At 65.5% G+C, this 7,248-nt stretch carries 5 protein-coding genes; all 5 read left to right on the top strand.

Features of this window, described 5'->3' with window-relative positions; all coding sequences use genetic code 11:
• Nucleotides 1-940, top strand: a 940-nt coding sequence (locus tag MUO23_14705) for an aminotransferase class III-fold pyridoxal phosphate-dependent enzyme (protein ID MCJ7514200.1), incomplete at its 5' end; no start/stop codon positions are given.
• A 25-nt stretch (nucleotides 941-965) separates the two neighbouring features.
• Entirely contained in the window at nucleotides 966-2,276 is a 1,311-nt protein-coding gene (locus MUO23_14700; GenBank protein MCJ7514199.1) for an aspartate aminotransferase family protein, read from the top strand.
• A 98-nt stretch (nucleotides 2,277-2,374) separates the two neighbouring features.
• The gene (locus tag MUO23_14695; GenBank protein ID MCJ7514198.1) at nucleotides 2,375-3,727 is read left to right on the top strand and encodes an aminotransferase class III-fold pyridoxal phosphate-dependent enzyme; all 1,353 of its coding nucleotides are present in this window, start codon (nucleotides 2,375-2,377) and stop codon (nucleotides 3,725-3,727) included.
• Nucleotides 3,728-3,753: 26 nt separating this feature from the next.
• The gene (locus MUO23_14690) at nucleotides 3,754-5,670 is read left to right on the top strand and encodes an aldehyde ferredoxin oxidoreductase family protein (GenBank protein MCJ7514197.1); all 1,917 of its coding nucleotides are present in this window, start codon (nucleotides 3,754-3,756) and stop codon (nucleotides 5,668-5,670) included.
• A 160-nt stretch (nucleotides 5,671-5,830) separates the two neighbouring features.
• Nucleotides 5,831-7,248: aldehyde ferredoxin oxidoreductase (locus tag MUO23_14685; GenBank protein ID MCJ7514196.1), on the top strand; the 1,418-nt coding region annotated here is incomplete at its 3' end.

Below are 7,248 nucleotides of genomic sequence, written 5' to 3'. Positions count from 1 at the left end.
GTTCGCCCGGCTGTACACCGGCCGCCACAAGATCTTCGCCCGCTACGTCTCGTACCACGGCGCGACCTATGGCGCCATCACCCTCAGCGGCGATTACCGTCGGCCGCCGGTCGAACCCGGCATCCCCGGCGTGGTGCACTGCTTCGACCCGTACTGCTACCGCTGCGTGTTCGGCTACACCCCGGAAACCTGCCACCGGGAGTGCATCACCCACATCGAGCAGATGATCCAGTACGAAGGCCCCGAGACCGTGGCCGCCCTGATCATGGAAGGCGTCACCGGCTCGAACGGGATCCTGGTCCCGCCGGACGACTACTGGCCTCGGCTGCGCGAAATTACGCGCAAGTACGGCATTCTCCTGATCTCGGATGAGGTGATGAGCGGGTTTGGGCGCACCGGGAAGTGGTTCGCCGTCGACCACTGGGACGTCGTGCCGGACATCATGACCATCGCCAAAGGGGTGACCTCGGGCTATCTGCCGCTGGGGGGCGTGGTCGTCTCCGACCCCATCGCTCGGCATTTTGACGAGCGGGTGCTGTACATGGGGCTGACGTACTACGGCCATCCGATGTCGTGCGCCGCCGGACTGGCCACGCTCAAGGTGTATGAGGAAGAGCAGCTGATCGAGAACAGCCGCCGGATGGGCGAGGTGCTGATCGAGGAATTGCGGGCGATGCAATCCCGTCTGCCCGTGGTTGGGGACGTTCGCGGGATCGGCCTGTTCTCGGTCCTGGAACTGGTGTCCGACCGCGCGACCCGCGCCCCGTTGGATGCGGCCGTGATGGGCCGGATCAAGTCCAGGCTGCTGCAGGACGGGCTCTCGACCTTTGTCAACAAGAACCTGGTGTTTGCCTGCCCGCCGCTGTGCATCACTCGCGACGAACTGCTGCATGGCCTGGCGATCATCGAAGGTGCGATCCGGGCATCGACCGCCGGATAGGGATCGGCCGCTCAGGAGGCTGGGGATGTCCGAGGCGCTCAAGCTGTCACAAACCCGGGCGGCGTTCGCCCGGGCCAGCAAGGTCATGCCCTGGGGAGTGAGTTCGAACTTCCGCTATTGGGGCGACGAGACGCCCGTGATCGCCCGCGGCCAGGGCGCCTACATCTGGGATGCCGATGGCAACCGCTACATCGACTACCGGTTGGCGTTCGGGCCGATCATCCTAGGCCACGCCGACGGCCGGGTGAACGCCAGGGTGCATGCGGCGATCGACAAGGGGACACTCTTCGCTCACAGCCACCTGCTGGAGATCGAGCTGGCGGAAAAGATGGTGCGCATGTGCCCCGGGGTGGAGATGGTTCGCTTCGTCAACTCCGGCACCGAGGCCACGATGCATGCCCTGCGTATCGCCCGGGCGCACACCAACCGCGAGAAGATCATCAAGTTCGAGGGCGCCTACCATGGGTTTTACGACTATGCCTTGTGGTCGACTGCCTACACCGCCTACGGGGCCCTAGGCTCGCGGCGCAGCCCGACGCCGGTGGCCAACTCCTCCGGGATGCCGGCCTGCCTGCGGGATCTGGTGATCGTCCTCCCGTTCAATGAGTTTGAGATGCTGGAGGCGGTCGTCCGCTCGCGCGCTGGCGAGATCGCGGCCATCATCGTCGAGCCGATCGCCGCCAACATGACCACCATCATGCCTGCCCGCGGCTGGCTGCAACACATCCGGCGCCTGTGCGACGAATTCGGCATCGTGATGATCATGGACGAAGTCAAGACCGGATTCCGGATCGCCCGCGGCGGCGCCACCGAGTACTTCAAGGTGCGCGGCGACCTGATGACCTACGCCAAGTCGCTGGCCAACGGCTACCCCCTGGCGGCGGTCGGCGGATCGCGGGCGGTGATGAGCGTCATCGAACCGGGACGCATGGCCCACGGCGGCACCTACTGCAGCAACGTCCCCGGAGTGGCGGCAGCCCTGGCCACGCTGGAGGTGATCCAGAACACGCCGGCGCTGAGGACCGTTGCCGCCAGCGGCAAGCGTCTGATGCAGGGCATCGACATGATCCTGACAGAGAAGGGCGTGCCGCACACCCTGACCGGCGTGCCGGCGATGTTCTCCTTCGTGCTGGGGCTGGAGAAGCCGCCGCGGGAATACCGTGATCTGGAAGCGGCAGACATGGAGCTGTATGTCCAAATCCATGCTGCCATGCGCCAGCGCGGCATCGAGTACGAGATCGATGGCAAGGAACCGTGGTTCGTCTGCGAGGCGCACTCGGAGGCCGATATCGACCACACGCTGACGGCGTTGGCCGAGGTTGTCAGGCGCCTCTGACCGTCGTCCGCTGGGAACAGTGGGGTGGGGACCGCCAGCCAGCGGGACGAGTGCGTTCTCATGCCAGGGCGGGGACATGCTAGGATGAGGCGGTCCGCGTGAGCCTGGAAGGACCGCCGGCCGATGCGGCGTCGGAGCGCTCCGGCGCCTGCGTGGAGGGAATTACGCGGATGACCGACGACGGACTCTCCCTGCTCTCGCCCGTCTGGAGCCGAAGCTGGACCCTGAAGGTGGCGCGGGGTGAAGGCGCCTACCTGATCGACACCGACGGACGGCGCTATCTGGATTTCACCAGCGGCATTGGCGTGACCAGCACGGGACATGCCCACCCGCAGGTGGTGAAAGCCATTCAGGAACAGGCCGCCCTTCTGCTGCACGGCCAGGCGAATATCGTGATCCATCAGCCGATGCTGCGTCTGGCGCAGGAACTGCTGGGCATCGTGCCTTCGCCCCTCGATAGCTTCTACTTCACCAACTCCGGCGCCGAGGTGATCGAAGGTGCGGTGAAGCTAGCCCGTCATGTCACCCGACGCAGCAACGTCATCGTCTTCCAAGGATCCTTCCATGGACGGACCAACGCCACGATGGCGATGACCACATCCAAGACCATCTATCGCGCCGGTTTCCAACCGCTGGCGGGCGGTGTGTTCGTCGCGCCCTATCCATATACCTATCGCTACGGGTGGGATCCGGCGGCGACCAGCCGATTCTGCCTCGACGAACTCAAGCTATTGCTCAAGTCGCAAACCGCCCCCGAGGAGACCGCCGCCATCCTGATCGAACCCGTCCTGGGGGAGGGCGGCTATGTTGTCCCGCCGCCGGATTTCTTGCCCGCCTTGCGTGAGCTGTGCGACGCCCACGGGATTCTCTTGATTGCGGACGAAGTCCAGTCGGGCATCGGGCGGACCGGGAAGTGGTTTGCCGTCGAGCACACCGCGGTGGTTCCCGACATCCTGGTAATGGCCAAGGGGATTGCCTCCGGCCTGCCGTTGGCCGGCCTGGCCGCTCGCCGCTCCTTGATGGAAAAGTGGATCTCCGGATCGCACGGCGGCACGTTTGGCGGGAACGTGGTGGCCTGCGCTGCGGCCGTTGCCACGATCCAGGCGATTCGCCAGGAGAAGATGGTCGAGAACGCGGCCACCCAAGGAGAAGTGCTGCTCGACGGCCTGCGCGAGCTGCAGACGGCGAGACCGGCGATCGGGGATGTTCGGGGAGTCGGGCTGATGGTCGCCACGGAGTTCACCACGCCAGACGGCAGGCCGTGGACCGAGCTGGCCAAGGCCACGGCGCGGCGTGCCTATGAGCGGGATCTGCTGCTGTTGACCTGTGGAACCTACGACCAGGCCATTCGCTTCATTCCGCCCTTGATGGTTAGCGGCGAGCAGATCGCGGTTGCGCTCGGCACGTACGCCGCGGCGCTGGACCAGGCACTGGCAGATGTCGGTGCGTGACCGTGGACAATCCAGGAGGCTGTGAGATGGCTGACGGTTTCCCTCGACGGATTCTGCATGTTGACTTGACTCAGGGAAAGCTGGAGGTCGAACAACCGACGGAGGCCTTCTACCGCAAGTACTTGGGCGGCTCGGCGATGGGGATGTACTACATCCTGCGCGCCTTGCCGCGGCGGGTAGACCCGCTGGGTCCCGAGAATGTGCTGACGATGATGGTCAGCGTGCTGACCGGCGCCCCGATCTCCGGTCAGAGCCGGATGGCGGCCAACGCTCTCTCTCCGCTCACGGACGGCATCGGCGACAGCCAGTGCGGCGGGTTCTTCCCGGCGGAAATGCGCTTCGCCGGCTTCGACGGCCTGGTGATCCGGGGCAAGGCCAAACAGCCGGTTTATCTCTGGCTGCATGACGGTCAGGCCGAGCTGCGCCCGGCAGAACACCTTTGGGGAAAGACGACCGCCGAGGTGACCGATCGGCTGAAGGCCGAGCTCAAAGACGACAAGATCGAAGTCGCGCAGTGTGGTCCCTCCGGGGAGAAGCTGGTGCGCCTGGCGGCGATCATGAACATGGACAACCGGGCCAACGGCCGGACGGGCATGGGCGCCGTCATGGGATCGAAGAACCTGAAGGCGGTGGTCGCGCGCGGCTCGAGCAAGAAGCTGCCCTGGAAAGATTCGGCCCGGCTGAACGAGCTGGCCAAGTGGGGGGCTGCCGAAGTGCCGAACAACCCCGACGTCCTGGGGTTGAGGGACTATGGCACCGCCGGCGTCGTCACCTACCAGAACGATATCGGCAGCCTGCCGACCTTCAACTACAACGCTGCTCAGTTCGCCGAGTCCGAGAACATCTCCGGCGAGAAGCTGGCGGATACGATCCTCAAGGAGAACGACACGTGCTATGCCTGCACCGTGCGCTGCAAGCGGGTAGTCGAGGCCGAGTATGCGGGACGTGCGGTTGAGCCTCGGTTCGGCGGGCCGGAGTATGAGACCCTGGCCGTGTTCGGCTCGTACTGTGGTGTGGGCAACCTGCAGGCCGTGGCGCTCGCCAACCAGATCTGCAATGTGCATGGCCTGGATACCATCGGGACCGGCGCCACCGTCGCCTGGGCTATGGAGTGCTTCTCCACCGGCGTGCTGACGGAAAAGGAGATCGGCTTCGCGGCGCCCTTCGGTGATGCGGAGGCCATGGTGCGCCTGACGGAGATGATCGCCCGCCGGGAGGGTTTCGGCGATGTCCTGGCCAACGGTTCGCGCAAGGCCGCCGAGATTCTGGGCAAAGGCCAGGAATACCTGATCACCGTCAAGGGCGCTGAAGCTCCCGCCCACATGCCGCAGTCCAAGCGCTCGCTCGGTTTGATCTACGCCGTCAACCCCTTCGGCGCCGATCACCAGTCCTCCGAGCATGATCCGATGATCGAAGACGGCGCAGCGGAGCTGTACATGGGCCGACTGAAGGCCCTCGGCCTGGAGCACACCCTGCCTCCCAAGTCGCTGGGCCCGGACAAGGTGCGCTTCGCCTTGAAAGGACAGCAGTTCTATTCCTTCCTGGATACTGCCTGCCTGTGTCAGTTCGTCTGGGGCCCGGCCTGGACGCTGTACGGCCCGGCCGAGACCGTCGACTTCGTTCGGGTGGCAACGGGCTGGCAGGACTTCACGCTTGATGAACTGCTGGCTGTGGGGGAGCGCAGGATCAACATGATGCGGGCGATGAACGCCCGCCTCGGGCTCGACCGTTCTGCGGACACGCTGCCGGCGAAGTTCTATGTGCCGCTAACCGGAGAAGGGCCCTCGGCTGGGATCGCCCTATCGCACGAGGAGATCCAGAATGCCCTGGACGAGTACTACCGGCTGTCCGAGTGGGATGCTCAGACCGGGAACCCGACGGGCAAGACTCTTTCGCGGCTCGGTCTCTCCTGGATTCTGGAGGCCGAAGCGCTGCCGATGTAGCGCTGCGCCCAGGCCAGGTCATCCCGTCCATGCGGGGTGCGTCCGGCGCCGCGAGCTTGCGCCGCCCAGGCCCATCGGGGAACCCCTGGTTGGGCAGCAGGGGAGGCCCCCGGATTGCGCCTTCTCAGCGGATCCGAGAACAGGCTGAGGTGAGTTGACCGTGGATGAGTGTGTGTGGCGCGTCAATCTGGCGGAAGGCCGCATTCGGCGCGAGCCGGTGCCGGGAGGTTGGGTACGGCTTGGTGGGCGGGGACTGATCGCGCGGGTGCTGCTCGACGAGATTGATCCCAGCTGTGATCCCCTTGGCCCAGGCAACAAACTACTGTGGGCGTCGGGCCTGCTGGTTGGCCACATGCTGTCCTCTTGCGACCGGATCTCGGTTGGGGCCAAGAGCCCGCTGACCGGCGGCATCAAGGAGAGCAACGCTGGCGGATCCACCGGCCTGAAACTGGCGTACCTGGGCATCAAGGCGTTGGTCCTGGAAGGCGCCCTGCCTGCCTCCGGCTGGTGGCTGCTTCACCTTTCGGCAGCCGGCGGCGAACTGCAGCCGGCGGATGACCTGGCGGGGCTCGGGGTTCACGAAGCGGCTCATCGCCTGCTGGAGCGCTTCGGCAAGAAGGTCGGGCTGGCTCTGATCGGGCCCGGTGGGGAGATGCGCCTGCAGGCAGCCGGCATCCAGAACCTGGACAAGGATAATGAGCCGTCGCGCATCAACGCCCGAGGGGGCTTGGGTGCCGTCATGGGCGCCCGCCGGCTGAAGGCGGTTGTCATCGATGCCAGCCAGGGCGAAAGACCACCCCTCGTCGACCCGGAAGGATACAAGGCCGCCCAGAAGCGTTTCACCCAGGAGTTGATGGCGCATCCGCAAACGGCGATCTACCGGGACTATGGGACGGCAGGACTGGCAGCCATGGTCGATGGCTTTGGCGCGCTGCCGACCTGCAGCTTCTCCACGGGCCACTTTGAGGGCATTGAGGGCATCAGCGGCGAACACATGCGGGACGTGCTGCTCGCGCGCGGCAAACCCAGCGACACCAGCCACGCCTGCATGGCCGGCTGCACAATTCGCAGCTCGAATGTCTTCGGTAGTGCCCAGGGCGAGAAGATCGTCTCGCCGCTCGAATACGAGACCATCGGGCTTGTGGGCTCCAATCTGGGGATCGGAGACCTGGATCAGATCGCCCACTTGAACGCGGCGATCGATGATCTCGGATTGGATTCCATCGAGATCGGCGCCGCCCTGGGCGTTGCCGCCGAAGCCGGGCAGATGGAATTCGGTGATGCCTCCGGCGCGATGCGTTTGGTGGACGAGATCCGAGGCGGCACGCCGCTGGGGCGTGTCCTGGGAAGCGGCGCGGCTGTCACCGGGCGGGTGTTTGGCATCCGGCGCGTGGCGGTCGTCAAGGGGCAGGCGATGGCCTCTTATGATCCGCGGGCAATCAAGGGGACCGGCGTCACCTATGCCACATCGCCACAAGGGGCCGACCACACGGCCGGGCTAACGATCCGTGCCAAGGTCGATCACCTCAAGCCGGAGGGCCAGGCCGAGCTGTCGCGGGGCATCCAGATCAACATGGC

The sequence above is a fragment of the Anaerolineales bacterium genome (assembly GCA_022866145.1).
In the GTDB taxonomy this organism is placed as follows: domain Bacteria; phylum Chloroflexota; class Anaerolineae; order Anaerolineales; family E44-bin32; genus PFL42.
Note: the sequence above shows the minus strand (reverse complement) of the source record. Positions and strands in the feature narration are given on the sequence as shown.